The organism is Stutzerimonas nitrititolerans, from assembly GCF_003696285.1.
In the GTDB taxonomy this organism is placed as follows: domain Bacteria; phylum Pseudomonadota; class Gammaproteobacteria; order Pseudomonadales; family Pseudomonadaceae; genus Stutzerimonas; species Stutzerimonas nitrititolerans.
In genome coordinates this window covers 150,731-176,790 of sequence record NZ_RFFL01000003.1, presented here as the reverse complement: position 1 = coordinate 176,790, position 26,060 = coordinate 150,731, and the positions used below count along the sequence as shown (strand labels likewise).

Below are 26,060 nucleotides of genomic sequence, written 5' to 3'. Positions count from 1 at the left end.
GCGACAAGCCCCATATGAGTCAAATATGTCTCACATGACTCATATGAAACCCAAAGCAAGTTGAAACTTGTCAAACGAGATCATTCCTGCACAATACCGGACCTGGCATTTTCATCAGCGAGAAATCATGTCCCAGCCCGCACAGAATGATCGGCTGTTAAAGGCACTGGCCGTGGCCATCGTCGACCGCCCACGGGCAACGCTCAAGGAGCTGGCCGAAGCGGCGGGCATCAGCAAGGCCACCCTGCACCGCTTCTGCGGCACGCGAGACAATCTGGTGGAAATGTTGATGGCCCACGGCTTGTCAGCGCTGACACAGGTCATTCAGGACAGCGACCTGGAGCAGGCTGAGCCGTTGACGGCGCTGAATCGACTCATCCGCGGGCATCTGACACATCGAGAGCTGCTCGTGTTCCTGATGTTCCAGTACCGGCCCGATTCGCTCGACCCGGATACCGAAGGAGTGCAGTGGATTCCCTATGTCGATGCGCTGGACAGCTTCTTCCTGAGGGGCCAGCACACCGGTCTGTTTCGCATCGATATCGGCGCCCCGGTACTGACCGAGCTTTTCGTGTCCCTCGTTTACGGCATGGTCGATGCCGAGCGCCGGGGCCGGGCCGCCAGCGCCGGCTCCGCCGCGGCGCTCGAGCGGTTCTTCCTGCGCGGCGCAGGTGCGTAGGATCGGGTAACTTCGCAGGATCGAGCAACTCCTCAAGTGGCGCGAGGCGCTGAAAAGGCCGGAGACAACAATAGCGCGGTCGCGCAGGCCGCTACGGCCGAGAGTGCTACCACGGCGCCGGCGGCGCCCCATCCGAAGGCAGCGGTGACACCACCCACGGTAACCGGGCCAAGCAGCTGTCCCAGGCTGCTTCCCTGCATGATCAGGCCAACAGCAACCGGCACGAGCGCGGCATCACGCGCAACCAGCGGTGCGGAGGCCAGCAGCGTCGCCGGAATCACCCCTCCCACCGCCGAAAAGAGCAGGCACAGCAAGAAGGTCAGAAACGCCGGGACGAGCCCGAAAAATATGCCAATTCCGGATACCCCCATGACGCAACTTGCAATGACGACAAGTGAAGCGCGCCCGGCTCCGCGAGCAAGCAGATAACCGGCCGCCAGGTTGCCGCTGGCGTTGATAGCGCTTGCCAGTGCACTCAACAGCCCGGCATGGCGGTACGAGACGTCCATGCGCTCCATCAGCAGCACTGGGAGAAAGCTGAACAACGCAAAGAACATCAGGCTGTACAGCGCAAAGCCGATGGCCAGCAACGGGGTGCCTCTGGAAGAAAGCAGGCAGCGGATATCACCCGACATCTGCCCCAAAGCGCGGCCGCCGAGCGAGGCGCCTTGCGGTACGCAGCAGAGCGCGAGTACGGCCGAAACCGCCGCCAGTCCCGCACTCGACCACCAGAACGCTTGCCACGTCTGGAACAGAGGACCGGCCAGCATCGCAATCGCCATTCCGCACGGCATGAAACAGCTCCAGAGCGAGAACGCCATGTCCCGCCGCGCGCCGGTCGTCAGGCGCTCCAGTATCGCCGGGCCGGCAACGATGATCAGCACGAAACCCAGCCCCTCCAGGAGCCGTGACGCCAGCAGAATCGGATATGAAGGCGCGGCGGCGCCCGCTGCTCCAGCAAGCGCCATCACGCCAAGCCCCAGCAGCAATGTCCTTCGACCACCGATGGCTGCTGCCACCACACCGGCTGGCGCACCGCCCAGAAGCCCCAGCACCGCAAAGATGCCGGTAAGCCAGCCCGCCTCACCCAGGCCAAGGCCCAGGTCCGCCAGCAACATCGGTGTGGCGATGGCGGCCTTGCCTACATGCAGGGCCGCGACGACGCCACAGGCCAGGATGAGCCAGACCACCACCCCAATCCTCATGCTCACACAGACCTGTCGACGGAAGAAGCCGCAAGGGCCGCGGCGACTCGTGCAACGTGCCGTCCCTGGAAACGCGCGCCCTCCAGTTCATTGTCGCTTGGCTGGCGATCGCCACCGCTACCATCGTCGGCGAGCGTCGAAGCGCCATATGGCGTGCCTCCGGTGACCGCATCCATGCGCAGCTGGCCTTTGAAGCTGTAAGGCAGCCCAACCACGACCATGCCCAGATGAAGCAGCACGGTATGGGTTGTCAAAAGCGTGCTTTCCTGCCCCCCGTGCTGGCTTCCCGTAGAGGTGAACACGCTACCGACTTTGCCGACCAGCCTGTCTTCGAACCACAACCCGCCGCATTGGTCGAGAAAGTTCTTCATCTGTGCTGCCATGTTGCCGAAGCGAGTCGGAGTACCGATCACGATGGCGTCATAACCCGGCAGCTCCGCCACCGTTGCCACGTCGGCCGATTGATCGAACTTGTACCCGGCCCTCCGAGCGACTTGCTCGGGAACCAGCTCGGGTACCCGCTTGACCACGGCTGACGCGCCAGCCTGGCAAACACCTTCGGCGACCGCATGCGCAACGGTCTCGATGTGGCCATAGGAGGAGTAATAGAGCACCAGCACTTTCGTCATCGTCTCGCCCTCGAATGTCGTTGACGAAAGCAAGCCTAGTCCTTTCACATGCTCTGAAAGAGTGATAAAAAATCGAACGACTCGATCTACAGAGCAGATCATGCTGGATAGTTTGACGCTGGATCAGATCCGCACGTTCGTCACCGTGGCCGACAGCGGCAGTTTCCGTTCCGGCGCTGCGCGCCTGCTGCGCGTGCAGTCGGCGATCAGCCATGCGATTGCCAATCTGGAGGCTGAGCTGGGTCTGCAACTGTTCGACCGCTCCGGCTATCGCCCGGTGCTGACACCGGAGGGGCAGGCATTACTGGCCAATGCGCGCGACATCCTTCTCAGGGCGGATGCCATGCGTGCACGTGCTCGCGCACTTGGCGCGGGTGTCGAGCTGGAGCTGTCACTGGTGGCAGACACGCTGTTTCCGATCGACTCGGTAGCTAAAGCGATCACCAAGGCGTGTGCGAAATATCCTTCGACCACCTTTCGCCTGGAGTCGCAACCGCTGGGAGGCCCTCTTGCGGCGCTGGACAACAGGCGCTGCACGCTCGCGATCCTGGTGGGTGATGATTTTCGCAGCGCCAGGATTTCACAGGAGGCAATAGGCGCTGTTCGGCAGATCGCCGTGGTGCATGCCGATCACCCGCTCGCCCAACTCGGCGAGAACACACCGCTGGGGCTTCCGGATCTCGCCAGTCATCAGCAGATTGTGTTGACCGATCCCACCCCGCTATCGGAAGGCCGAGCATTCGGAGTCCTCTCGCCATATACCTGCCGGGTGAATACGCAGGACGCGAAACTTGCCCTCATTCGAGCCGGCCTCGGCTGGGGCCGGCTGCCGGAATGGCAGATACAGGACGATCTCCAGACAGGTCGCCTGGTGCGTGTTGGCGTTACCGATCTTGGCAGAAACAGTCAGGTGGAATATGAAGCCTATCTGGCGCACCGTCTGGATGAGCCGCTTGGGCCGGTTGCACAGACATTCCGCCAGGCCCTGATGGAGCAGATCGCCTGAGGCGCAGTCGCCAATGCTGATTGCACCGCGCCAGCCTCAGAAGAAAGGCCGCGACACCAGCTCCAGCCCCAGCAGCCCGAGGAACAGCAGGAAGAATTGCCGGAAGCGCCGAGGGCTGATTCGCGCCCGGATCTTCTGCCCCAGCCACATCCCGGCCAGCGCCGGCACGATGACCAGCGCCGAAAGGCCCAGCTGATCCAGTCGGAATGCACCGTGCATCAGCAGGCCGGCGGCCAGCGCGACGGTAGAGACCGTGAACGACAACCCCAGCGCCTGCACCAGTTCGTCCTTGTCCAGCCCCAACGCCTGCAGATAGGGCACGGCCGGCATCACGAAGACACCGGTAGCCCCCGTGACCGCACCGGTAACGAGCCCGACGATGGGCGACAACCAGGGCTCGACGCGTGCCGGAATCGACAGCGCGGGCGACACCAGTGCGTAGCTCGCATAGACCAGCAGCGCGATCCCAAGGGCCAGACCCGACCACAAGGGGTCGACACGCACCAGCAGTGCCGCGCCGGCTACCGTACCCAGCACGATGCTCGCCATCATCGGCCACAACCGTCGCAACAGACCTGACGTATCGGGGCCGGCAAGCCATTGCCAGACATTGGTCACGAACGAGGGGATCACCAGCATGGCCGCGGCGGCCGCCGGCGGCATCACGACGCTCAGCAGTCCCATGGCCACAGTGGGCAGACCCATCCCGGTGACACCCTTGACCAGCCCGGCGGCCAGGAACGTCAGGATCAGCAACGAAAAGAAGAAATGACTGGATTCGAACATGACCGTATTGGAGCCCGGATGGCTCCCGGGCACAATGCGGATTCAACACTCATCCCTTCGGATCATCCGAAGGAAGAATGCAGGATGGCAGCATGCGGCTCGATCTCGCGGATCTTCATCTGTTTCTCTGCGTCGCGGATGCCGGCAGCATCACCCAGGGTGCTGCGCGCGCCAACCTGGCGCTGGCCTCGGTCAGCGCACGCCTGCGCAGCATCGAAGCGGATGCGGGCATAGCGCTTCTGGAGCGTCACCCCCGCGGCGTTATTACCACCGAGGCCGGGGAAGCGCTGGCCCACCATGCACGCCTGATGCTGCGTCAGCAGGCACTGCTCAAGGGCGAGTTGCAGGATTTCGCCACGGGCACGCGCGGTACCCTTCATCTCTATACCAACACGGCCGCGCTGACGGAATTCTTGCCGTCCAGGCTCGCCCCCTGGCTTGCCGATCGGCCGCGCCTGCATGTCGAACTGAAGGAGCGCACCAGTTCGGACATCGTGCGAACCGTTGCCGCCGGCCTGACCGAGGCCGGAATCGTCTCCGACGCGATCGATGCGCACGGCCTGCAGCTGCAGCCTGTCGCAAAGGACCGTTTGGCCCTGATAGCACCCGCCGGGCACCCTCTCGCACACCGCAGCAAGGTGCATTTCGCCGAGGTTCTCGACGAGTCCTTCGTCGGCCTGGCTGCCGGTAGCGCGCTGCAGGATCACATTGAAGAACATGCACGCGCCGCCGGCCGCTCGCTGACGCTGCGCATTCGCATGAAAACCTTCGAAGGGCTGTGTGAAATGGTGGCGCACGGCGTTGGCCTGGGCATCGTGCCGCAGTGCGTTGCCAGCCGCTATCGGCGACGGCACGGCTACCGAACGATTGCCCTGGCCGACGACTGGGCGCATCGTCATCTCTGTCTGTGCTTCCGCGACTGGGAAACACTGTCTTCGCCGATGCAGAGCCTGCTCGTCCACCTGGGCGCGAGAACCGGACCATGAAGGGCCGTTCGCGCCCATCCATATAGGTAGGCGCACTTTTCCTGTCTCAGGAAGAATCAAGGATGTGAGATTGACTCGGGCAACCGGGAGCACTCTTGTGCTCTGCCCTGCCCCAGAAACGCGAAAGCCCCGGAATCCGGGGCTTTCGGCTTGTCACATGGTGCGGACGGAGAGACTCGAACGAATAGCATATCTCATTGATTTTCAATGAAGAATCACTGAGAAATCCTGGCTTATGTACCGTTTTATGTACACATAATTCACTGCTGGCTTGCCGCCTGTCCTTTAGACGACTCTACTTGCATGCGCGTCGGTTTAAGCGAAGCGTACGCCTCGATTTTCCTCTTCCAGTAAAAAGTATGTCCGTACCGATATTGAGGTACGCCCTTGGATCAGACTACACCCATTCCGCCCCTGACATCCTGATCGCCGCGGATGTTCCTGCGGTTCCGCTTGTCAGCGCCTCGACACAGGAAACCGAACCCCCCGTATCAATTGCAGCTCTACCGGATACCGAAACCACGGCGGAGTACAAGCGATGGACAACTATCACATTTCGGCAACCGATAAGGGCTGGGAGCTTCGCAAGGAAGGCGCCAGCAGGGCCTCCAAACAAGCCGCCACCAAGGACGAGTTGCTTCGCGATACGGCCATGTTCCTGGACGGCAATACCGCCTCGGTCAAGATCCACAAGAAGGACGGCACCATTCAGGAAGAGCGCACCTATCCTAGGAAGGCTGATCCCCGCAAAAGCCAAGGTTGAAGCACCCTCCCGTTTCCGCAACAGCGGTTTTCACAAGTGAAGTCCGCAAGCCCAAAACCTCCTGATCGTGAGGAATGGCTTGTTTCGGCTATTCTTCTGATCGAAACCCTCACGATCTTGAGGATACTTCTGGGCAAGGGTCGAGCGCGGCGAGGAATAGGTGCAATGGAGCAAGCTGTTCCAGGTGATGGAACAGTTGGTATCCGTCTTACCGCAGAGTGCAATGGTCGATCGCCTGCGCACAAGCGTCATGAAAGAGGCGCTTGCCCTTATGACGAAACAGAGCGGGCACACCGTGAACTTGGCAGCCAACGCCCGGAACTTCGACCGACGCTTGGCGGCGAACTGCGCTGCCTATGGGCAATCACCAAGGTGATCATCGCGGACATGTGCCGACAGGTTGGCGCCGCAGCCTGAATGGCTGTAGCGCCAACGTTCCCGGCTGACTGATTCAGCCGCTCCCCTCGCTGGAGGTACCTGCGAAGGGCCTGGTTTCAGTTGCCCGTTGCCCGTTGCCCTACAAAAATCAAGCTATTGAATTAAAAGACAAAAACGCAGGCTTGGACGAAATTCAATCAGCTGCCCCGAGCCTCCGGTGGCTCTAGCCTCGAAGTGCCATCACGGACGATATCCACCAGCTTATCCACAGATTCTGTGGATTAACCCGTTGCGGTTCAGCGGCTGACCAACAGCCCCTTCATGGCTTCAGGTTTGCTCCTGCATCCCGGTCTGCTCATGTGAACCGGACCACATTCTTGTGCTACGCCACAACTGGCTGCGCTTGGTTGAGCCCCTCGCGGGTCGCGATGATCCTATGCCGAACGACGTATGACGGCTTCATCTCGCTCGGTGGTCGGGAATGACGTTGGATCAGGCAAGTGCCATGCATGTCACTTGAAGCCAGGAGTGTATGGCTGGAGTTTCGAGCCGGCCCCGTCTCCTGTTCGGCCGGTCAGCCCTGCGTCCTTGTCTCGTCGTGAATCCTGGTGGAGTCGGGCTCAGGGCCTGCAACCGCTGCACAGAACAATTTCCCCGCCGGCGAGCGGCTTCCTCGCGCCGCAAATTCTTCAGTGCCTGCGGTCCTCCTCTGCGTTCCGGCTGCCAAGCAGTGCAGCGCGCCCTCTCCCACCGACCGGATCACAACAAGGACGCGATGGGCGCGACCTTGAATCCGAAAGGAGACACACCATGGCCAACATCGGCTCTTTTACCACCCTCGACGATGGCTTCACCGGCACGCTGCGTACCCTGACACTTCAAACCAAGGTCGCCATCGTTCCCAACGACAAGAGCAGTCCCAACGCACCGGACTACCGCATCCTGGCCGCTGACGGATACGATATCGGTGCCGCCTGGAAGAAGCTCAGCCAAGCCGAGCGCCCCTACCTGTCGGTGAGCCTGGATGACCCCGCGTTCCCGGCGACGGTATATGCCCGGCTGCTGGAAAACGACGACGGCACACACGTCCTGCTCTGGAGTCGCAACAAGGCCGAGTGACGGCCTAAGGTGCCCCGCCTGTGGCGGGGCACCTTTAAGGGCCATGGCTTCAAATGGCGCTGCCGCCAAGCTTGCCGCTATGCCAACGGGATCAACCCAGGCGTTGCCCGCTGAGACGAGCTTCAATCTTTGAGGAAGATCACCTGGACTCAAACTCTCTTTAACGGACATCAAGTGTCCAGATGTCCCGCCAAGAACTGCATCAGCCTGGACAGCATTAGCCGCGGCTCGTCGCCCAAATTGGCAACGGGAGTGTCCTTAAGCTTCGCGGCGACCAGCTCTGCGCCCCTCCCGGCAAGCGCCATGGGGCAGTCAATGGCCAATGCCAGCTTGTTCAATTGGCCCAGAAGGGGTGGCGAGGGCGGAGCCGGTGCAAAAAACACCAGCGCCCGGGGCTGGATTGCCTGACATAGCAGCGGCATCTCAGCGAGCGGCTGACCTAGCGGCAAAACCCTTATCGCGCCATGGTCACCACTGAGCAGCAAGCCCGTGACCAGCAGCTCCAGCTCGCGACATTGATCGGGCAGCGCGGCAAGCAGCACACACTGACGTGCACCTCGCCTGACAAACTGCAGGCGCTGCAGCACGCGCGCACGGAGAAAGGCGTCATAGAACAGCCACTGACTCAGCTGACCGAAGCCGGTCTGATGCCGCAGCTCGTGCCACAGGGGCAGGAGCACCTGGCCGAACACCTGCGAGGTCGGATAGGTCGAGAAAATCTGACCGTATAGCTGTTCCAGACCATCCTCATCGAACGCCGCAAGCGCCTGACGAATACTCCTCTGCCACTCAAGCCACTCCGACGCTTCTGAAAAATCGACCACACTTACCGAAGTGTCTGCAACCCGAAGACTGGAATCGTTCTGGGTGGGTCGACTACGCTCCAAGAGCGTCCCAACCTTGCTCACCGCCACCCCTCGCTCGGTCCAGGACGAGATGTCACGAATGGTCGCCACGTCGTCCAGCGAGTAGAGCCGATGCCCTCCTTCGGTCCGCAGCGGCTGAATCAGCCCATAGCGCCGCTCCCAAGCACGCAACGTGACAGGATTAACCCCGGTCAGACGCACAACGTCGCGGATGGGCAGCAGCTCCGGGTTGGCGGAGTGCTCGGGGGCGATGGAGAGAGACTCAGGTCGCTCGGTCATGAAGGGTCAACCCTGATGCATGGGGGACATTGTACAGGCGGCAATATTTGTAGAACGTAGCATGTCTTGCCTCGAACCAAAAAACCGCCAACATGCCTGGCAACGAAGCACTATTGGATCAAGCTGATCTAGAATGCCGTAATCTGTATCGAGAGTCAGAGCATGATCAACGCAAAACTGCTGCAACTGGTAGTTGAAGCATCGAACGACGGCATTGTGGTCGCCGAGCAGGAAGGTGACGACAATATTCTGATCTACGCCAATCCCGCCTTCCAGCGCCTGACCGGCTACGCGGTGGATGACATCCTCTATCAGGACTGTCGTTTCCTACAGGGCGACGACCGGGAGCAACCCGGCCTGACGGCAATCCGCGAGGCGGTCCGGAACCTGCAACCCTGTCGCCAGATCATCCGCAATTATCGCCAGGATGGCAGCGCCTTCTGGAATGAGCTGTCCATTACACCTGTCTTCAACGAAGCCGATCAGCTCACCTACTTCATCGGTATCCAGAAGGACGTCAGTGTCGAAGTCCAGGCCACCGAGCGGGTTCGAGAACTGGAAGCGGAAGTCGCCCTGTTGAAGAGCCAACTGGCTCAGCTGCAAGACAAGGCCTGACGACAACTGACGGGCCTGGCTCAATCCGGTCGCCGGCAACATTGACAGCCTTTTCAGTTCCCCCACGAGCAGATCCGCTCGCAGCCACAATCAGCGTGCCCTGCCAGGGTTTCGCTGCAACCAGCAATAAGCACCTGCTGCATCTTATTTCTGTCTGATTCTTCCTCCGGCCGAGCCTCGGCGGGCTCGAGCCGCATGTCCGCGGATGCCTGTAGGCAAAGGAAGCCTGACACACGGGCGGCAAATTTTTTGTACAGCCCCTTAAAATCTATACTAATTTTACTTCTTGTACAGCATTTAATTTCAAGGTAATCTCCAGCTGCCAGCGGGAAGGCTGGCTTTTTGCCATCCAGTCATTGCAATCCAGGCTGTGCCTATCGGAGAAAGCTGTACAGAAGAACGTTGCACACAACCGAGCGACGACTGTTACAGCTTCTGCGACGCACAGGATCCTGCCGGTTTCGGTCAGTTGATTACGCACACAGCAGCCCACCTTTCGGAGTACGACGCATGTTTATGCGCACCCGCACATTCAACGACACCCTGCGCGAGTGCCAGGCGCAGCGGGCGGTTTTCGAGGACGAGCATGGCGCTCTGCGTGGTGCAATGGCGGTCGTTGAATTTAGTCCGGAGGGTCTGGTGCTGAATGCCAACCCACTGTCTCTGACACTCCTGGGATATACCCTGGATCAGATTCGCGGCCAGCATCATCAGGTGCTCTGTGACCCCACCCATGCGCGCAGCCGCCAGTACACTGAGTTCTGGCAGGCGCTCCGGCTTGGCCGCAGCGTCAGTGAGCGGGTGCTGCGGCAAGGCCGGGACGGACGACAGATCTGGCTACAGGCCAGCTATATTCCGGTACGTGACGCCAGCGGCAACGTGCAGCGTGTTATCGAGCTGGCGACCGACATTACCGAGCAGACCTTGCGTGCACAGGCCGACGCCAGTTTCATGCTGGCGGTCGACCGCTCCATGGCCGTTATCGAGTTTGATCTGCGCGGTGAGGTCGTCAATGCCAACTCCAATTTCCTGCAAGTGATGGGCTATCGTCTGGAAGATATTCGCGGCAAACACCATCGTCTGTTCTGCCAGCCCGAGGAAGTACAAAGTGAAGCCTATCGCCACTTCTGGGCGGGCCTGAACCGCGGCGAGTTCAGTTCGGGCCTGTTCAAGCGGCTAAACAAACAGGGTTCAGAGGTCTGGCTACAAGCCACTTACAATCCGCTCTACGACACCCAGGGCAAGCTGTATGGTGTGGTCAAATTCGCCACCGACATCACCCTGCAGGTCGAGCAGCGCGAAGCCGAAACCAGGGCGGCGCAACTGGCTTTTGACACTTCACGAAAGACTGACGAACACGCTCGTCAGGGCGCTGCGGTGGTAAAGCAGACGGTCAGCGTGGTGCAAAGCATCGCCGATGAGCTGCAACAGGTGGCTCAGGGTATCGGGGCATTGAGCGCCCAGTCCGAAGAGATTGGCAGCATCGTCGATGCGATTCGCGGCATCGCCGAACAGACCAACCTGCTTGCACTCAATGCAGCCATTGAAGCGGCCCGAGCCGGCGAGCAGGGTCGCGGCTTTGCGGTAGTTGCCGACGAGGTGCGCAACCTGGCCCGGCGGACCAGCCAGGCAACCGTCGCCATTACCGAGGTGGTCGGCAAGAATCGCGAACTGGCCAGTGAGGCGGCAGGCAGCATGCAGTCCAGCACGCTCAAGGCAGAACAGGGAGTAAGCCTTGCCAACCAGGCCGGAACGGTCATCTTCGACATCCAGCACGCTGCCCAGCAGGTCGTGGAAGTCATTGGTCAGTTCACCCAAACCATGGACCGTCACCGCTGACAGCGCCTTGACCAGCAGGGCGAAACGCTCAGGCAGCGTCCGGACGAAAATAGGCTTCACTAGCAGGTATCCCAGCATCGGATAGCGCCGCGGTCATCATGCGAAAAAATCTGCACTGGACCCGAACGAATCACCACGCAGGAGGATGTATGCGGATTCTATTGAGCGGTGGGACAGGGCTGATTGGCCGTGCACTCTGTCGCCGGTGGCTGCAGGAGGGGCATGAACTGCTGGTCTGGAGCCGGCGGCCGGAACAGGTGCCGCGGCTGTGCGGCGCGGCTGTACGTGGTGTGGCCAGCCTGGAAGAGTTGGGTGATATCGAGCTGCATGCCGTGATCAATCTGGCCGGTGCGCCCATCGCCGAGCGCCGCTGGACTCGCCGCCGCAAGGCCTTGCTGTGGGACAGCCGCATCCACCTGACCGAACGTCTGGTCGAGTGGCTGGCCGGGCTGTCCAGGCGCCCGCCCGTGCTGATCTCCGGCTCTGCCGTAGGCTGGTATGGGGATGGCGGCGAGCGCCTGCTGCACGAGACTGACGCACCGCAATCCAGCGATTTCGCCAGCCAGCTATGCATCGTCTGGGAAGAGAGCGCCCAGCGTGCCCAGGAGCTGGGCATGCGTGTCGTGCTGGTTCGTACCGGGCTGGTGCTGGCCCGCAATGGCGGCTTTCTTGCCCGGCTTTTACCGCCCTTTCGCCTGGGCCTGGGAGGGCGGATCGGCTCCGGACGACAGTGGATGCCCTGGATTCATCTGCATGATCAGGTCGCGCTGGTGGATTTCCTCTTGCGCCACCCCTCTGCCAGCGGCCCCTATAACGCCTGCTCGCCGCATCCCGTACGCAACGCCGAGTTCACCCGTTGTCTGGCGCAGACACTGCACAGGCCTGCCCCGCTGCCGCTGCCGGCCGCAGTGCTGCGCGTCGGTTTTGGCGAAATGTCCGGGCTGTTGCTGGGTGGCCAGCATGTGCTGCCCGAACGGCTGCAAACCGAGGGCTTCGAGTTTTGTTTCGCTGAGCTGTCAGTGGCTTTGGCCGATCTGCTGGTGGGCAACAATGCTGAGCGCTGAGCATGGCTTGCCCAGCGCGGCAGACAACAACAGCTGAACCAGCCGATGCCGCGCCTGCGGCGTCAGCCCGCCGGCCAGTTCACTTCCGGCAGTGCCTCGAATGCCGGGCGGGCGAACAGATAACCCTGGAACAGATAAATGCCCAGCCCCAGCAGCTGACGAAGCTCGCCCGGCGTTTCAATACCTTCGGCAATCACTTCGATGTTCAGCACACGACATACCCCGAGAATGCCCTGAACAATGGCCTGGCGCACCGGGTCGGTGTCGATGCTACGCACCAGCGCCATGTCCAGCTTGATGATATCCGGCTGGAACTCGGCCAACAGGTTGAGCCCGGAATAGCCGGCGCCGAAGTCGTCAATGGCGGTCTTGAAGTGCTGTCGCTGATACTCGTGGATGATGCCCCTGAGATGCTCCTTGTCGACCAGCTCTTCCTTTTCGGTGATTTCAAAAATGATCCGTTCGGTAGGAAAATCAACGCGTCGCGCCGCTTGCAGGGTGGCGCGGATGCAGGTGGCGGCCTGATACACCGCATTCGGTAGAAAGTTGATGCTCAACATACAGGGCATCTGCAAACGAGCCGCCAACTCCACTGCCTTGACCCGGCAAGCCTGATCAAAAGCGTAACGGTTCTGCTCGTTGACGCGGCCAAGGATGCTCGCCGCACCGCTGCCGTCGGTGCCCCGTACCAGTGCCTCGTAGGCATACAGGCTGTTGTCCCGCAGATCGACTATAGGCTGAAACGCCATACTGAAGTCGAATCCCAGTGCCTGCCCGTCTTGACAGCAGGAACAGGGGGGAATTGGGGTTTGTTCGCTCATGCCGGGAATATCCAATTAGAAGCCAAAATTCACTGTTCGGGGATGCCGGTATCTGTTCTGGCTATCTCGTTACGGGGAACGCAACGGCTACCCCGCTCAGCCTAACCGGCCCAGCTGATTGCGTGCCTGTGTCTGTCTGCCAGGAAAGCTATACAAATCGGTTGACTTGTACAATATAGATTATATTCTGGACTAAACTGTACAAGTCGCTCAGTCCGTACAAGTAACGTCGAGGTTTCCATGGCCGCTACCACAGGCACCATCAAGATCGGCATCAGCGCCTGTCTGCTGGGCAGGCCCGTGCGCTTCAATGGTGGCCACAAGGCCTCGCAGCTGTGCATGGAAGTACTGTCGCAGCATTTCGAGTTCATCGCCCTGTGCCCGGAACAGGCCATAGGCCTGGGCACCCCGCGACCGCCGATTCGCCTGGTAGGAGATCCGCAAAGCCCACGCGCGAAGGGTACTGTCAACCGTGAACTGGACGTAAGCGAGGCCCTGAGCGCCTATGGCCAACAAGCCGCTGCGAAGCTGCACGATATCTGCGGCTATATCCTGATGCAGAAGTCGCCGTCCTGCGGGATGGAGCGAGTCAAGGTCTACCAGGACGATGGCCATCCCGCCGAAGGTGGCGGGCGCGGCCTGTTCGCCGCGGCCTTGATGCGCGAACGCCCTGATCTCCCGGTGGAGGAAGACGGGCGTCTGAATGATCCGGTGCTGCGCGAAAACTTCATCACCCGCATTTTCGTCTATGCCGAATGGCAGCGGTTGCTACAGGCCGGGCTGACTCGCAGCGCGCTGATGGCGTTCCACGCGCGCTACAAGTACCAGCTGATGGCGACCAGCCGCGTGCATTACCAATTGTTGGGACGAGCGGTGGCGCAGAGTGCCGACACCCCTCTGCAACAATTTGCGCCCTGGTACTTCAGCCAACTGATGACCGCCCTCAAGCAACCGGCCAGCCGTGGCAGCCATAGCAATGTGCTGCAGCACATTTCGGGCTATCTGAAACATGTGCTGAGCTCTTCGGAGAGGCAGGAGCTGCAACACCTGATCGAACAGTACCGCCTGGGCATCGTGCCGCTGGTGGTACCGCTGACCCTGATCAAGCACCACTTTCGCCGTCACCCGGATGCCTACATCGAGCAACAGGCCTACCTGCAGCCGCATCCGGAAAAGCTCGGCCTGCGTAACGCCCTATGAGTCCCCAAGCCCGCAGCGGCACCCAGTTGCCTGAGGGCCTGCTGCCGATATGTGAAGTGGCGCATCAGACAGGCGTCAACCCGGCAACATTGCGGGGGTGGGAGCGCCGCTTCGGGCTGATCCAGCCGCAGCGAACCACCAGGGGGCTTCGGCTGTATGACGCAGAGCAGATTATCCGGATTCGTCAGATACTTGTCTGGCTGGAACAGGGCGTGAACATCAGCCAGGTGAGCGGCCTGTTGCAGGGCCCGCAGCAGGCCGCCGAACCGACCGGCGCGTCATGGGTCGAGCAGCAGCAACTGTGGCTGAGCCGCATCGAAGAGTTCAATGAACGCGCATTGGATGACTATTTCAACCAGGCCATCGCGCTCTACTCCGCCGAAACCCTCTGTCGGCACCTGCTGTGGCCCGTCCTTGAGCAACTGCAGTTGCGCTGGAGCGGCCCGATCAGAAGGCGCCTGGAGCAGGTCTTCTTCCTCCCCTGGCTGAGAATCAATCTTGGTACCAGGGTATACCACAGCAATCGCCTGCTGAATGGCCCACCGCTGCTGACGCTGAACCTTTCGGACCACGTAATGGAGCCTGGCCTGTGGTTGTGCGCCTGGCTGGCGAGCAATACCGGATGCCCGGTGCGCGTAATCGACTGGTCCATTCCGGTGGCAGACCTGTCCCTGGCCATAAGCCGGATCGGCCCCCGTGCCGTGCTGCTGTATGGTAATGAGACGCTTGAACCCGGCTATCTTGGGCGCCTGTTCGACGCAGTCGACTGCCCGCAGCTACTGTGCGGCCATGCGGTCAGCATCCGCCCCGAGGAGCGGGTTGTGCTACCCAACCTGCACCTTGCCAGCAACCCGCTCGCCGCCCTGCACTGCCTGCGGCAGCTCGGCGTGCTGGACGGCCCATGAGGAGCCTCACATGCGCCAGTTAATCTGGTTTCGTACGGACCTGCGGGTACAGGACAACACCGCATTGACCGCGGCCATGCAGGCCGGCCCTACCCTGGCCGTATTTATGCTCAGCCCCGGCCAGTGGCTCGCCCACGACGATGCGCCCTGCAAGATCGATTTCTGGCTGCGCAACCTGCCGGAGCTGGCGGCCGAGCTGCGCCAGTTGAACGTCCCGCTGCTGATCCGCCATGCGGAACACTGGCGCGACGCGCCTGCGGTACTGGACGGCCTGTGCCGGGAACAGGCCATAGACAGTGTGCATGTCAACGGGGAATACGGCCTGAATGAAGCCCGACGTGACCATGACGTGGCGAGCCAACTGGACCGCATGGGCGTTGGCTTTCACAGCCATACGGACCGCCTGCTGTTTCAGCCGGGCAGCGTCCTCACCCGCTCGGGCGGTTATTTCAAGGTCTTCAGCCAGTTCCGCAAGGCCTGTCATGAACGCCTGCATACCGCGCTGCCCCTATGCGTGGGGCTTCCCCGGATGCAAGCCCCGCTCGCCATCGTTAGCGACCCGATCCCTGTGCAACTGGCCGGATTCGCTACCCCGGACGCCGCATTGCAGGCGCTGTGGCCCGCAGGTGAGGTGGCCGCATTGGAACGGCTGCAACGCTTTGCCGATGAGCAACTGGACGACTACGATCGCCAGCGCGACCTACCCGCCCAGCCTGGTACCAGCCAGCTCTCGGCGTACCTGGCCGCTGGAGTGATATCGCCCAGGCAATGCCTGCACGTTGCGCTAAACAGCAACCACGGCGAATTCGAAACCGGCAGCAGCGGCGCCATCACCTGGATCAACGAATTGCTCTGGCGTGAGTTCTATACGCACATCCTGGTCGGTTACCCGCAGGTATCGCGGCACCGGGCCTTTCGTGCGCATACCGAGATGCTGCCCTGGCGCCACGCTCCGCAAGAGCTGGCCGCCTGGCAACAGGGACGTACCGGCTTTCCGCTGATCGATGCCGCCATGCGCCAGTTGCTGGCCACCGGCTGGATGCACAACCGCCTGCGGATGGTAGTGGCGATGTTCCTGGCCAAGAACCTGCTGATCGACTGGCGCGAGGGCGAGCGCTTCTTCATGCGCCACCTGATCGATGGCGAATTGGGGGCAAACAACGGCGGCTGGCAATGGAGCGCCTCCACCGGCACCGATGCAGCGCCTTACTTTCGCCTGTTCAACCCCATCAGCCAGTCGCAGCGCTTCGACCCCCAGGGCCGTTTCATCCGCCGCTGGCTGCCGGAGCTCGATCAGTTGAACAACCGCCAGATCCATGACCCTGGCGCCGATGGCCTGTTAGCCGTGGGGAACTATCCCCCGCCGATGGTCGATCTTGCCGCCAGCCGTCATCGGGCGCTGAACGCTTTCAAGAACCTGCAATCCCCCTAGCTGCGAGATGACCGACCTCCCCTGCTTCATCGATGATTTTGCCTGGCGACGCCGCAATCCGTATCGGATCGAACGGCTTTTCAGCAACGACATGCAGGTCTGCAATCCACTGCCCAAGGCGCTCCATCGCCCAGCCGTACGCCCACGCCAGCGACCCTGCCAGCAAGTCACGGGCACAGCCTGCTGATAGGCAGCGCTCTCGACATGCCCGGGTGCGCGGGAGGTGCGCGCAGTCTTGTGAACACCCGTGATTTCGCCGTTCGGACATGGCCGACAGATCTCCGGTGCTGAAGAAGCGCCGCGTTCTGAATGGATTTCTGGCGCGTTCAGCTTGCCAGAGGCAAGGAGGGCTTAGCCTACTTCTGGTGGGTGGGTGACCGTATGGCTAAGATCGCTCACGCGTTAGCGATTTGCCGCACCTGGATTGGGTAGCGCCATTTATAGAGGATCTGCGGGCGACCGCACCGTTCCGACATAGGCAATTTTGTATGACGAGGCCTCTTCGTGCCGTTCTTGAATAAACCTGCCTTCCTGGCACGCCTGATGGCCACTCTTGCCCTTGCCGGCCTAATCGGCTTCACCGTGACGGCATTCAAGGAGCGCAACACCTTCGACCGCCTTGATGTGCTCAATGGACCGACCGAGGCAAGTCCCGTCGTCGAGCAGCCGCCCACCGGTTGGGCGCTTCATGCCGAAGGCGGGACCTCGCGCCTTGCGGTCCTCCTCACGGACGAGAACTCCGCGTGGCTCGGACTGGCGCACGGCCTCAAGAGCATCGGCGTGCCGTTTCGAATCACTCGGGACGTAGCCGAGGCCACTCGCCATGAAATGATACTGGCCTATCCCCTGCTCTCGGGCCGAACCCTCGACGAGGAGGGGCGGATGGCACTTCGTCGTCACGTCGAGGCAGGCGGAACGCTTATCGCAACACAGGTACTTGGTGGCGGACTCCAGGATCTGTTCGGCTTTGCCTCGGTTACCGAGTCGCGGGCCCACCACAGCATCACGTTCGAGGAGGCACCAGGCGTTGACTGGATCGACCATCCGCACGAACGCACCGTTCTGCTCGGCCAGCCCGACTTGCCTTCGAGCTGGATCGGCACCCAAACATATGACGGAGCGCAACAGGTGCTGGCCCGGTTCGAGGATGGTTCCGCCGCTTTGGTGAGAGGCTCCACCAAAGCGGGTGGCAGCGCCTATGCCTTGGGATTCGATCTCGGTTTTTTCATACTGCGGGCACACAACGACCGGAACGACCAGAGCTACCGTGCCTATGCCAACGGTTACGAGCCGTCCGTAGACGTTTGGCTTCGCTGGCTCAAGACGCTGTACCACGAGCATGAGCCACTGGCCGTTACCCTCGGTACCGTCCCCCACGGACGGGAACTTGCAGCCGTCATCACCTTCGACGTGGATTACGTCGCATCGATGGACAACCTGCTCGCCTATCGGGATCTCCTGGTGCGTGAAGGTGTGCAGGCAACCTTCTTCCTTCAGACCAAATATTACCGGGACTTCCAGGACGAGGGCTTTTTCAATGACCGAACGCTCGCCGCCGTCGACGCACTCGTCGATGCGGGCATGGAGATCGCGAGCCATTCGGTCAGCCATTCGGACATGTATGCCTCGGTGCCGCTTGGCGATGGAAGCGAGCGCTTTCCAGCCTACCAGCCGCGCGTCAAGGCAAGGGGCGATACGCGTGGCGCGACAGTACTCGGCGAGCTCAGGGTCAGTCGTTTCCTGCTGGAGCAGCTCGGCGGCGTGTCGGTTGCATCTTTCCGCCCCGGCTACCTGGCGACCCCGCTGCGGCTGCCCGAGGCGATGGAGGCTGCAGGCTATCGTTATTCAAGCTCCGCCACGGCTGGCAACCTCACCACTCATCTACCGTTTCGTTCCAACGCCCAGCGCTCTTACTCCCGCGAAACGACCGTCTTTGAGTTTCCAATTGCCATTGAAGACGAATTTCCACCTCTGATGGATCAACGTGTCGACGAGGCGATGGCATTGGCCCGAACGCTCGCCCGTTACGGCGGAAGCTACGTGATGCTCATCCACCCCAATGAGATCGACCACAAGTACAGATTCCTGGAGCAGATACTGCCAGCACTGAAACCTTTTGCCTGGTTTGGGACGCTCAGCCAGTACGGAAGCTGGTGGGTCGCGCGCGATCAGGTGGAAGCCGACCTGTCACGAACAGGCGGTAGGCTCGAGTTGCGCCTTACAGCCACCGACCCGCTGGAGGGCTTGGTCCTTGAGTTACCGGCCGAGATGCGCCCAGCGGCCGAAGCGGGCCTGAAGCGGCTTTCAAATAACCGGTGGCTGCTTGATAAGCTCCCAGCCGGGACGCTGGTACTCAAGCTGGACCGCTCGTAATACATCCTTGTGAGCACCGCTCAAGCAATGTCTGGCCGGTGCCCAGTCGGAACGGCAGGGATCGGATCCCGTGCCCCCTCATTTCTCACATAAGAAAGAACGTCTATAGTGCAGTTTGATAGGTAAGCCGCCAGTCCGGAGCGTGGACGGCTATCCGTTGTCTGTCGGGGCGAAAGGAGTAAAGGTTTGCTAACACGCGCTGCCAGAGGTTGGCATTACCTCGCTTTCGTCCTGGCTTTTCTGCTTTTGGCGATCCTGGGCTGGCATGGCAAACGCACACAGGAAGCGCTGCTCGCCAATAACCGTTCCGTCACACAAAGCCTGGAGGTCATCACTGAAGTCCAGGCGATGCTTTCCTCATTGCAAGACATCGAGACCGGCTCGCGCGGTTTTATCCTCACCGGGGACCCAAATTATCTGGAGCCCTACACGCTCGGCCTCTCTCGTTTGGAGCAAAATCGACGAGCATTGGAACTTCAGCTTCAGGGCCGAGACTTCCCTGGCAGACCCTGGTTCGAAATGCTGGACGCCACCATTGCCGAGCGTATCGAGGTCGCCGCTGCAAATATCCAGCACCGGCGCGACGCCGGGCTCGAGGCAGCCGTTGAGCGGGTGCAGCGGACAGCGGGCCGACAGCTGATGGACAGGTTGCGCGGCCTGCTCAACGCGGTCGTACAGCAGGAACGCAGCCAACTCGAAGCCTCTAACCGAAAGGTGGCGGGCACCACAGAGCGCAGCCAGCAGTTGGCGTTGCTTGGCAGCTTGATCGTCGTACTGCTTTTCCTCGCCGCACTCTGGGCGGTTCAGCGGAGCCTGAGAATTCGCCATCAGTTGGCCTTGACCGCGCAAGCGGGCGAAGCCCGCATCGGCGCCCTGCTCGAGGCGATACCCGATCAGCTCTATGCCGTGGACGCGCGGCTACGAGTCTCCAACTTGTCCATGGGTACCTCCCCGGGCCCCACGCCGGAGGTGATCGAGCCCCTGCTGCTCGATCTTCTCAAGCAACACGAAGACGATCCGGTACGTCATCGCCTTTGGTGTGAGCCGCAGGGAAGGCGAATATTCGAAGTCCGACTCGTCTCCACGGGACTGGGCGATCATCTGGCGATTGCGCGGGACGTGACCGAGCTCGAACGAAGCCGGGAGTCGCTACGCGATCAGGAGGCGTTCCTGCGGCGGGTGGTTGATACCGACGAGAACCTGATCTTCGTCCGTGACCAGCAAGGCCGTTTCGTGCTGTGCAACAACGCGCTGGCCAAGCTGATCAATCTGCAGCCGCAGCACATAGAGCGGCGCTTGCCCGACGATATCGATCCTTCGCATTTGCTGATGCCGCTTCTGGTTGGCGAGGAGGAGCTGCGTCAGGGTTCCGGCGAGCTGCGCATCAGCGAAGTGGCACTCACCGATGGCGATGGCCAGGAGCGCTGGTTGCAGATGATCAAGCGTCCTTTGCGCGTCTCAGCCGGAGCGTGCCATGTGGTGACGGTGGCGGTGGATATTTCCCAACGGCGCCGGATGGAGCAGATGAAGACCGAATTCATCTCGACCGTCAGCCATGAGCTGCGCACACCCCTGACATCCATCCGCGGCGCACTCGGCATGCTGGTCGGGGGCATCGCCGGCCCGATTGACGACTCCGCGCAGCCTCTTCTGGCCATTGCGCACAAGAACAGTGAGCGGCTGGTCAGGTTGATTAACGACATTCTCGACATCGAGAAACTCGACGCCGGCCGCATGGTGTTCGATTCTCGCTGCTGCGACATTCGCGCGCTGGTCGAACAGTCCCTTTTCGACATGGCGCCGTTTGCCAGCGAGTACAGTGTGAGTGTCGTCCTCGCCCCGCAAGCCAGCCCCCCGAATACCAGCGCGACGGTGGACCCGGATCGATTTGCCCAGGTGATGGCAAATCTGCTGTCCAACGCCATCAAGCACTCGCCTCGCGGCGGCACCGTCACGGTCGATCTGCGCGCCGATGGCGACGAGGTCGAAATCGGTGTACAGGATGAGGGCGCGGGCATTCCCGATAACTTTCGCTCACGCATTTTCCAGCGCTTTGCCCAGGCCGATTCCTCTGACGTGCGCCAGCGCGGCGGTACCGGCCTGGGGCTTGCCATTACCCGCGCACTGGTCGAACAGATGCAGGGCCAGGTGGGATTCGAATCTTCACCGGGACTGGGTAGCCGCTTCTGGTTTCGGCTGCCGCTTCAGGCTCAAACGCCTGCGGGGCCGCGGCCGGCCGATGCGCCTTCAAGGATGGCTGAATCAGAGGGGCATATTCTGATCGTCGAACCCGACCGCCTCTCGGCCGAGCAGTTGGCTGAAGCCCTCTCACGACACGGCTACGCCGCCTCGATCGCTTCAAACGTAGCCGATGCGTGGGCACTGCTTGCCCGCAACGGCGTCGATGCGCTGACCCTGAGCGCGGCACTGGTCGACGAGGACTGCGGCGCCTTCCTGAAGAGTGTCCGCAACCAGCCGGTTTATCGAACCCTGCCGGTACTGATCGTAGGTCTGCAGCCGCAACGCCGGGAAACCGACGACAGTACGCTTCAAGGCGGCGCAGTCGGGGTGATCGATTGGCTGCAGACACCCTTCGACCCGACACGGGTGGCGACGATGATCCAGGCCTGCCTGCCACAGCCAGGCGCCAGGCATCGCATTCTTCATGTGGAGGATGACGAGGATCTACGGGCGGTACTCGCCAGGGGTGTTGCCGCCCTGGATGTGGAATTGCTGGGCGTGGCAACACTCGGCGAAGCCCGCCAGCTTATCGAAACACGGCGCTTCGATCTGGTAATCCTCGATCTTGTGCTGCCGGACGGCAGCGGGACCGAGCTGTTCGACGCGCTGGCACGCAGTGTCCCTGCACCTCCCGTCATCCTTTTTTCCGCACTCGACGCGCCGGTTGTGGACAGCCGATTGATGCTGCGCCAACTGGTCAAGTCTCGCCACGACAGCGACCAGTTGGTCCGCCTGATCCAACAATTGCTGCTGCACTGGCCGTCGGGGCAGCACAACGACAATCACGAGGTTCAGACATGAACGGGTCCGCTGGACAGCGCATTCTCATGGTGGAAGATGAAGAGGACATTGCCTTCCTCATCCGCTTCCTGCTCGAGCGCCACGGTTTTATCGTCGAACATGCCGCCGATGGCCGCCAGGCGCTGGAGCGCCTCACCTCCATCGAGCCACCAGACCTCGCGCTGATGGACATCATGCTGCCCTACCACGACGGCCTGGAACTCATCGGGCGTTTGCGCGCCCAGGCAGGGTGGGAGGCGGTGCCGGTACTCATGCTCACCGCCAAGGCCCGCGAGGCGGATGTCGTCCGCGCCCTGGAGCTCGGCGCCGACGATTACGTCACCAAGCCTTTCCAGCCCGAAGAACTGCTGGCACGGATTCGGCGCCTGCTACGGGGGCGTCGATGATCCGCCTCATTCTGCTCGGGGCGCTGGCGTTGGGCAGTGTCAATGCATGGGCCGACCTTGCCACCGCCGAGCATCAGGTCCGCGAACAGCAGCTCGATGCCGCCAGGGCGACGCTCGAAGCCCATCTGCGGCAGCAGCCCGGCGATCAGCAGGCGCGCTTCCTGCTGGCGCGCGTACTCGCCTGGCAGGGCCGTCCTCACGAGGCGCTGCCAATCTACGAGTCACTGCTCACCAGCCAGACCGACAATGTGGACTATCTGCTTGGCTACGGCCAGGCACTGCTCTGGTCCGGTTTCCCGCAACGGGCGTTGGAATCGCTGGAACGCGCCGCGGTGATCGCGCCGGACTATGGCGATGTTCAAACCGTGATCCAGCAGGCCCGGGCAGCATTGGTCGTGCCGGTGACGGCAACCGCACCCAACTCCGACGTGCCAACGCAGCGGCGTCACGAACTTCAGCTTTCCACCCGCAAGGACGCGCTGGACAACGGCTTCGACGATTGGCGCAGCCACCGGCTGGACTATACCTCGACTCGTCCAGAAGGGCCGGGCTGGTACGGCGCACTGCTGCGCGAACAACGCTTCGGCGAGTGGGACGAAGGCATCGAGCTGGGCGCGATACTGCCGCTGAATGACAGATGGACGCTGCAGCCGGAAGTCGGCTACCAGCCCTCTCCTTATTTTCTCCCCGAATGGCATACCGACCTGCGTCTGCAGCGCCGCTTTGAAAATGGCTATCTGGGTGCCGTCAGCATCCGTCGTACCGAGTACGAAACCACACGCGTCGATCGACTCGCACTGAGCGCCGAACGCTATTTCGGGAACTGGCGCGCCGGCTACACCCTCAACATCACCGATGTCGCCGACGCCGGAACGCCCGTGGGGCACAACCTGGGCCTGGACTATTACTACCGGGGACTCAGCTATGCAGGCGTCCGGCTCACCGCCGGTGAGGAAGAGGCGGTGGAGGAGCAACGGCTGATCACCAGCGACGTTCGCGCACTCAGTCTTCAGGGACGCCACTGGTTCAGCCGTCGCTGGGCTATGACCTGGGAAATCGGCCATCACAAGCAAGGTGACTATTACACCCGGCAATGGCTACAGCTCGGCCTGCGTCATGCGTTCTGACTGGAATCTTCCCTGCCCCGACCTGCTCTGCGAAACCCCGATGTTGGTTTGGGCCGCGCTGAAGCCGCAAGACGTCGTGCTGCTGCTGGCCTTCTACTGCGTTGTAGGACTGGCGGCCTTGACGCTGCTGGTCATGGTGCAGGTTCTGCTGTTCGGCGAAGCCGCCAAGCTGCAGGCCAAGCGCAGGCAGCGCTTCAATGATAGCTGGCGCCCCTATTTCGCCCTCTGCAGCCTGTCTGACGAGCTACCCGAAGCATCTGTTCCCTCCACGCGCACGCAGCAGCTCTGGCTGCTTCTGCAGTGGAACCGCACCCAGATGCAACTGCGCGGCGCCGCGCACGAGCGAATGAATCGCGCAATGGTTGCCCTCGGCATGGAGCGTCTGGCGCTAGCACTGCTGCGCGGTCGGGTGCGAAACAGGCTCATCGGCTTGACCAGTCTGCGCCACCTTGCCGATGCAAGGCATTGGGATGCGGTAATGCCCATGTTGCAGAGCCGCAACACCATCGTATCCCTCACGGCGGCTCAGACGCTGGTGGCGATGGACCCCGCCCGTGCGATGCAGGCGATATTGGCGACAGCGACGAAGCGCCCCGATTGGGCGCTGCCCCGCCTCGCAAGTCTCTGCCTGCAGGCCGGTGAGCAGGCAGTGACCGGGCCACTGCTCTCGCTGCTGAACACCGAGGCGACGCCCAACCAGCGCCTGGCCGCCCTGCTGGTCCATAGCGAACCCCGGCATGCCGCCGCCTGGGCACGAACCCGACTGAACGAAGACGCACCCGTCGAGCACATGCTGGCCGCGCTCCGTTGCCTGGGCGAGCTGGGCGACCCGCGTGACCGGACGAACCTGATCGACAAGCTGCAACACAGCCACCCCGGCGTACGCCTCGAATCACTGCAGGCGTTGGGCCGGCAGGCACGCAGTGACGATCAGGGCGTGTTCATGCCGCTGCTGAAAGACCGGACCTGGTCGGTCCGCCAGGCCGCTGCCGACAGCCTGGCAAGCCTGCCGGGCATGACAACCGAGCAGCTGCAGCAGATGCTGCATGAGGTCGACGACCGCTACGGCCAGGATGCGCTTCGACGCGCAATTGCGGAGACCCAACGATGACGCTCGACTCACTGACGGCTCTGGATTGGCTTTGGTGGCTGCAGCTCGGATTCATCCTGTATTTCGTGCTGCTCAACGGCACTTATCTGGTACTCAACGTGCTGTCCATGGCCAGCCTGATGGCTTACATGCGCGAACGCGCGGTGATCGGCGAAGCCGCTCCCTATCTGGGTGTCGAGCCGCCGGTTTCCATCCTGATGCCGGCCTTCAATGAAGAGGCGACGATACGAACATCGGTGCGCTCCATGCTGCAGCTGCAGTATCCCGAGTTCGAGGTCCTGGTCATCAACGATGGCTCGAAGGACCGCACCCTCGAAGTTCTCATCGAGGAATTCGCTCTGGTGCTCCATCCTGAGCCCGTGCGCCAGTCCGTCGTCCATAAGCCGATCGAGGCCATCTACCGTTCCCAGCGCTACGTCAATCTGCGGGTGATCGACAAGGCCAACGGCGGCAAGGCCGATGCCCTGAATGCCGGTATCAACGTCGCCCGTCACGGCCTGTTCTGTGGCGTGGATGCCGACTCCATCCTGCAACGCGACAGTCTGTTGCGCGTTGTGCAGCCATTTCTTGAAGACGAACGCACCATTGCCGCGGGTGGCACCGTGCGCATTGCCAACGGCTCGCATGTACGCGGTGGCTTTTTGATCCAGGCCGGGTTGCCGAAAAGCTGGCTGGCACGTTTCCAGATCGTCGAGTACTTGCGCGCCTTTCTCTTCGGTCGTCTTGGCTGGTCCCCCCTGAACGCCGTCCTGATCATCTCCGGTGCCTTCGGCCTGTTCGACCGGGAGAAAGTCATTACCGTCGGTGGCTACCGTACCGATACCGTCGGCGAAGATATGGAACTGGTGGTTCGACTGCACCGCTACCATCGGCAGCACCGCCTCGCCTACCGCATTCGCTACCTCCCCGACCCCATTTGCTGGACGGAATGTCCTCAGGACCTCGGCACGCTCGGGCGGCAGCGTAGCCGATGGCAGCGAGGGCTGGCCGAAAGCCTTGGTCGACATTCACGGCTGGCCTTCAGCCGGCGAGGCGGCACCCCAGGCTGGCTCGCCTGGCCGTTCATGACGCTGTTCGAGTGGCTGGGCCCCGTGATCGAGCTGGCCGGCTACTGCTTCATGCTGGGCGGTTTCGCATTGGGCGTCGTGTCGCTTTCCGCGCTGACCCTGTTTCTGCTGGTGGCGGTGGGGATGGGTATCCTGCTGTCGGTCAACGGATTGTTGCTGGAAACCTTGTCGTTTCGCGTATACACCCGTCGGCGCGATATGTTGCAGCTGTTTCTGATGGCCGTGCTGGAGAACCTCGGCTATCGACAACTCAATACGCTCTGGCGCTGTCGTGGCCTTTGGCAATGGTTCTCGCGGCAACGGCACCACTGGGGCGCAATGCGCCGCGATGGTACCTGGGGACAAAACTGAACGATGGCTCGCTAGGCAACAGCGACTGCGA

At 61.8% G+C, this 26,060-nt stretch carries 22 protein-coding genes; 17 read left to right on the top strand and 5 right to left on the bottom strand.

Translation table 11 applies throughout. From position 1 onward, the window contains the following. The first annotated feature begins 127 nt into the window (after window positions 1-127). Window positions 128-679: a TetR/AcrR family transcriptional regulator gene (locus EA795_RS04825; protein ID WP_115027739.1), complete on the top strand. Its 552-nt coding sequence runs from the start codon at window positions 128-130 to the stop codon at window positions 677-679. Window positions 680-711: 32 nt separating this feature from the next. Here the strand turns inward: EA795_RS04825 and EA795_RS04820 are convergent, their stop codons facing one another. Both EA795_RS04820 and wrbA read right to left on the bottom strand, forming a co-directional pair. Continuing rightward, window positions 712-1,884 carry an MFS transporter gene (locus tag EA795_RS04820; protein ID WP_122075869.1) on the bottom strand — a complete coding sequence of 391 codons (1,173 nt, stop codon included), beginning with the start codon at window positions 1,882-1,884 and terminating at the stop codon, window positions 712-714. 2 nt (window positions 1,885-1,886) lie between these two features. Then, on the bottom strand, window positions 1,887-2,513 hold the full coding sequence (gene wrbA / locus EA795_RS04815; RefSeq protein ID WP_058075023.1) for an NAD(P)H:quinone oxidoreductase: 627 nt from the start codon (window positions 2,511-2,513) through the stop codon (window positions 1,887-1,889). Window positions 2,514-2,613: 100 nt separating this feature from the next. On the opposite strand from wrbA, the gene EA795_RS04810 reads away from it, so the two are divergent. Next, window positions 2,614-3,519 (top strand): LysR family transcriptional regulator, encoded by a 906-nt coding sequence (locus tag EA795_RS04810; protein ID WP_122075867.1) that lies wholly within the window; start codon window positions 2,614-2,616, stop codon window positions 3,517-3,519. A gap of 36 nt (window positions 3,520-3,555) precedes the next feature. On the opposite strand, the gene EA795_RS04805 is transcribed toward EA795_RS04810, so the two are convergent. Beyond that, the gene (locus EA795_RS04805; RefSeq protein ID WP_122075865.1) at window positions 3,556-4,305 is read right to left on the bottom strand and encodes a sulfite exporter TauE/SafE family protein; all 750 of its coding nucleotides are present in this window, start codon (window positions 4,303-4,305) and stop codon (window positions 3,556-3,558) included. Window positions 4,306-4,397: 92 nt separating this feature from the next. Here EA795_RS04805 and EA795_RS04800 point away from each other — a divergent pair, with 92 nt between their 5' ends. The 3 genes from EA795_RS04800 (at window position 4,398) to EA795_RS04785 (ending at window position 7,551) form a co-directional block, all read left to right on the top strand. Further along, on the top strand, window positions 4,398-5,291 hold the full coding sequence (locus EA795_RS04800) for a LysR family transcriptional regulator (protein ID WP_122076040.1): 894 nt from the start codon (window positions 4,398-4,400) through the stop codon (window positions 5,289-5,291). A 538-nt stretch (window positions 5,292-5,829) separates the two neighbouring features. Beyond that, a complete protein-coding gene (locus tag EA795_RS04795) occupies window positions 5,830-6,054 on the top strand; it encodes a DUF2188 domain-containing protein (protein ID WP_122075863.1) in 225 nt (74 codons plus the stop codon). A gap of 1,188 nt (window positions 6,055-7,242) precedes the next feature. Continuing rightward, window positions 7,243-7,551, top strand: a complete 309-nt coding sequence (locus EA795_RS04785) for a DUF736 domain-containing protein (RefSeq protein WP_122075859.1) — start codon at window positions 7,243-7,245, stop codon at window positions 7,549-7,551. 170 nt (window positions 7,552-7,721) lie between these two features. On the opposite strand, the gene EA795_RS04780 is transcribed toward EA795_RS04785, so the two are convergent. Further along, window positions 7,722-8,696 carry a MerR family transcriptional regulator gene (locus EA795_RS04780; protein WP_122075857.1) on the bottom strand — a complete coding sequence of 325 codons (975 nt, stop codon included), beginning with the start codon at window positions 8,694-8,696 and terminating at the stop codon, window positions 7,722-7,724. A gap of 162 nt (window positions 8,697-8,858) precedes the next feature. Between EA795_RS04780 and EA795_RS04775 the strand changes: the two genes are divergently transcribed. The 3 genes from EA795_RS04775 (at window position 8,859) to EA795_RS04765 (ending at window position 12,214) form a co-directional block, all read left to right on the top strand. Then, entirely contained in the window at window positions 8,859-9,311 is a 453-nt protein-coding gene (locus EA795_RS04775; protein ID WP_122075855.1) for a PAS domain-containing protein, read from the top strand. Between the two features lie 510 nt (window positions 9,312-9,821). Beyond that, complete coding sequence (locus EA795_RS21495; protein WP_122075853.1) at window positions 9,822-11,150, top strand: methyl-accepting chemotaxis protein; 1,329 nt, start codon at window positions 9,822-9,824, stop codon at window positions 11,148-11,150. Window positions 11,151-11,299: 149 nt separating this feature from the next. Further along, entirely contained in the window at window positions 11,300-12,214 is a 915-nt protein-coding gene (locus EA795_RS04765) for a TIGR01777 family oxidoreductase (RefSeq protein ID WP_122075851.1), read from the top strand. A 62-nt stretch (window positions 12,215-12,276) separates the two neighbouring features. On the opposite strand, the gene EA795_RS04760 is transcribed toward EA795_RS04765, so the two are convergent. After that, window positions 12,277-13,035, bottom strand: coding sequence for an EAL domain-containing protein (locus EA795_RS04760; protein WP_205891470.1), 759 nt, complete (start codon window positions 13,033-13,035; stop codon window positions 12,277-12,279). Window positions 13,036-13,275: 240 nt separating this feature from the next. On the opposite strand from EA795_RS04760, the gene EA795_RS04755 reads away from it, so the two are divergent. From EA795_RS04755 to EA795_RS04710, 9 genes are all read left to right on the top strand, one after another. Further along, window positions 13,276-14,235 (top strand): YbgA family protein, encoded by a 960-nt coding sequence (locus EA795_RS04755; protein WP_122075847.1) that lies wholly within the window; start codon window positions 13,276-13,278, stop codon window positions 14,233-14,235. Further along, window positions 14,232-15,140: a MerR family transcriptional regulator gene (locus EA795_RS04750; RefSeq protein ID WP_122075845.1), complete on the top strand. Its 909-nt coding sequence runs from the start codon at window positions 14,232-14,234 to the stop codon at window positions 15,138-15,140. Before EA795_RS04755 ends, EA795_RS04750 begins: the two co-directional genes overlap by 4 nt. Before the next feature lie 10 nt (window positions 15,141-15,150). Continuing rightward, window positions 15,151-16,572, top strand: coding sequence for a deoxyribodipyrimidine photo-lyase (gene phrB, locus EA795_RS04745; RefSeq protein ID WP_122075843.1), 1,422 nt, complete (start codon window positions 15,151-15,153; stop codon window positions 16,570-16,572). A gap of 504 nt (window positions 16,573-17,076) precedes the next feature. Further along, complete coding sequence (locus EA795_RS04735; RefSeq protein WP_122075839.1) at window positions 17,077-18,945, top strand: polysaccharide deacetylase family protein; 1,869 nt, start codon at window positions 17,077-17,079, stop codon at window positions 18,943-18,945. Between the two features lie 186 nt (window positions 18,946-19,131). Further along, complete coding sequence (locus EA795_RS04730; protein WP_122075837.1) at window positions 19,132-21,987, top strand: ATP-binding protein; 2,856 nt, start codon at window positions 19,132-19,134, stop codon at window positions 21,985-21,987. Next, window positions 21,984-22,373 (top strand): response regulator, encoded by a 390-nt coding sequence (locus tag EA795_RS04725; RefSeq protein ID WP_122075835.1) that lies wholly within the window; start codon window positions 21,984-21,986, stop codon window positions 22,371-22,373. Before EA795_RS04730 ends, EA795_RS04725 begins: the two co-directional genes overlap by 4 nt. Next, complete coding sequence (locus tag EA795_RS04720; protein WP_122075833.1) at window positions 22,370-23,500, top strand: YaiO family outer membrane beta-barrel protein; 1,131 nt, start codon at window positions 22,370-22,372, stop codon at window positions 23,498-23,500. The genes EA795_RS04725 and EA795_RS04720 overlap by 4 nt, the downstream gene beginning before the upstream one ends. Then, window positions 23,490-24,611 (top strand): HEAT repeat domain-containing protein, encoded by a 1,122-nt coding sequence (locus EA795_RS04715; protein ID WP_122075831.1) that lies wholly within the window; start codon window positions 23,490-23,492, stop codon window positions 24,609-24,611. Before EA795_RS04720 ends, EA795_RS04715 begins: the two co-directional genes overlap by 11 nt. Then, window positions 24,608-26,029, top strand: a complete 1,422-nt coding sequence (locus EA795_RS04710; RefSeq protein WP_122075829.1) for a glycosyltransferase family 2 protein — start codon at window positions 24,608-24,610, stop codon at window positions 26,027-26,029. The genes EA795_RS04715 and EA795_RS04710 overlap by 4 nt, the downstream gene beginning before the upstream one ends. The last annotated feature ends 31 nt before the right edge of the window (window positions 26,030-26,060 follow it).

What these genes read in the sequence shown, in the direction of transcription:
- EA795_RS04825 (WP_115027739.1), top strand. Translation starts at nt 128, where the DNA reads ATGTCCCAGCCCGCACAGAATGATCGGCTGTTAAAGGCACTGGCCGTG.
- EA795_RS04820 (WP_122075869.1), bottom strand. Translation starts at nt 1,884, where the DNA reads ATGAGGATTGGGGTGGTGGTCTGGCTCATCCTGGCCTGTGGCGTCGTC.
- wrbA (WP_058075023.1), bottom strand. Translation starts at nt 2,513, where the DNA reads ATGACGAAAGTGCTGGTGCTCTATTACTCCTCCTATGGCCACATCGAG.
- EA795_RS04810 (WP_122075867.1), top strand. Translation starts at nt 2,614, where the DNA reads ATGCTGGATAGTTTGACGCTGGATCAGATCCGCACGTTCGTCACCGTG.
- EA795_RS04805 (WP_122075865.1), bottom strand. Translation starts at nt 4,305, where the DNA reads ATGTTCGAATCCAGTCATTTCTTCTTTTCGTTGCTGATCCTGACGTTC.
- EA795_RS04800 (WP_122076040.1), top strand. Translation starts at nt 4,398, where the DNA reads ATGCGGCTCGATCTCGCGGATCTTCATCTGTTTCTCTGCGTCGCGGAT.
- EA795_RS04795 (WP_122075863.1), top strand. Translation starts at nt 5,830, where the DNA reads ATGGACAACTATCACATTTCGGCAACCGATAAGGGCTGGGAGCTTCGC.
- EA795_RS04785 (WP_122075859.1), top strand. Translation starts at nt 7,243, where the DNA reads ATGGCCAACATCGGCTCTTTTACCACCCTCGACGATGGCTTCACCGGC.
- EA795_RS04780 (WP_122075857.1), bottom strand. Translation starts at nt 8,696, where the DNA reads ATGACCGAGCGACCTGAGTCTCTCTCCATCGCCCCCGAGCACTCCGCC.
- EA795_RS04775 (WP_122075855.1), top strand. Translation starts at nt 8,859, where the DNA reads ATGATCAACGCAAAACTGCTGCAACTGGTAGTTGAAGCATCGAACGAC.
- EA795_RS21495 (WP_122075853.1), top strand. Translation starts at nt 9,822, where the DNA reads ATGTTTATGCGCACCCGCACATTCAACGACACCCTGCGCGAGTGCCAG.
- EA795_RS04765 (WP_122075851.1), top strand. Translation starts at nt 11,300, where the DNA reads ATGCGGATTCTATTGAGCGGTGGGACAGGGCTGATTGGCCGTGCACTC.
- EA795_RS04760 (WP_205891470.1), bottom strand. Translation starts at nt 13,035, where the DNA reads ATGAGCGAACAAACCCCAATTCCCCCCTGTTCCTGCTGTCAAGACGGG.
- EA795_RS04755 (WP_122075847.1), top strand. Translation starts at nt 13,276, where the DNA reads ATGGCCGCTACCACAGGCACCATCAAGATCGGCATCAGCGCCTGTCTG.
- EA795_RS04750 (WP_122075845.1), top strand. Translation starts at nt 14,232, where the DNA reads ATGAGTCCCCAAGCCCGCAGCGGCACCCAGTTGCCTGAGGGCCTGCTG.
- phrB (WP_122075843.1), top strand. Translation starts at nt 15,151, where the DNA reads ATGCGCCAGTTAATCTGGTTTCGTACGGACCTGCGGGTACAGGACAAC.
- EA795_RS04725 (WP_122075835.1), top strand. Translation starts at nt 21,984, where the DNA reads ATGAACGGGTCCGCTGGACAGCGCATTCTCATGGTGGAAGATGAAGAG.
- EA795_RS04720 (WP_122075833.1), top strand. Translation starts at nt 22,370, where the DNA reads ATGATCCGCCTCATTCTGCTCGGGGCGCTGGCGTTGGGCAGTGTCAAT.
- EA795_RS04715 (WP_122075831.1), top strand. Translation starts at nt 23,490, where the DNA reads ATGCGTTCTGACTGGAATCTTCCCTGCCCCGACCTGCTCTGCGAAACC.
- EA795_RS04710 (WP_122075829.1), top strand. Translation starts at nt 24,608, where the DNA reads ATGACGCTCGACTCACTGACGGCTCTGGATTGGCTTTGGTGGCTGCAG.